Origin of the sequence: Halomonas sp. ND22Bw (assembly GCF_003011945.1) — a bacterium.
Lineage (GTDB): Bacteria > Pseudomonadota > Gammaproteobacteria > Pseudomonadales > Halomonadaceae > Halomonas > Halomonas halophila.
The window spans coordinates 1-238 of sequence record NZ_PXWD01001725.1; the positions used below are offsets into that span (position 1 = coordinate 1).

The window sequence follows — 238 nt, forward strand, 5'->3', positions numbered from 1 at the left end:
GAGCAGGGGTGGGCTCAAGCGCGGGCTTGAGCAGGCGATAGTGCAGGCGGGCGAACCAGACGACGCCGTTGACCAGCCAGATGGTGAAGATGGCCAGCAGGGCGCCGATGAAGACCGATCCGGCCATCAGGCCCAGCCCCATCAGGATCGCCGCGAACGGCCCGCCGGGGAAGCCGGCGAAGGGCCCGGCGACCATGATCACCCCGCCCGCGACGAACAGGCCGATGGCGGCGATGAA

General features: G+C 69.7%; 1 protein-coding gene. It reads right to left on the reverse strand.

All coding sequences use genetic code 11. The annotated features are described in order from the left end of the window. On the reverse strand, positions 1–238 hold a 238-nt coding region (locus CVH10_RS24180), incomplete at both ends, for a hypothetical protein (RefSeq protein WP_219925105.1).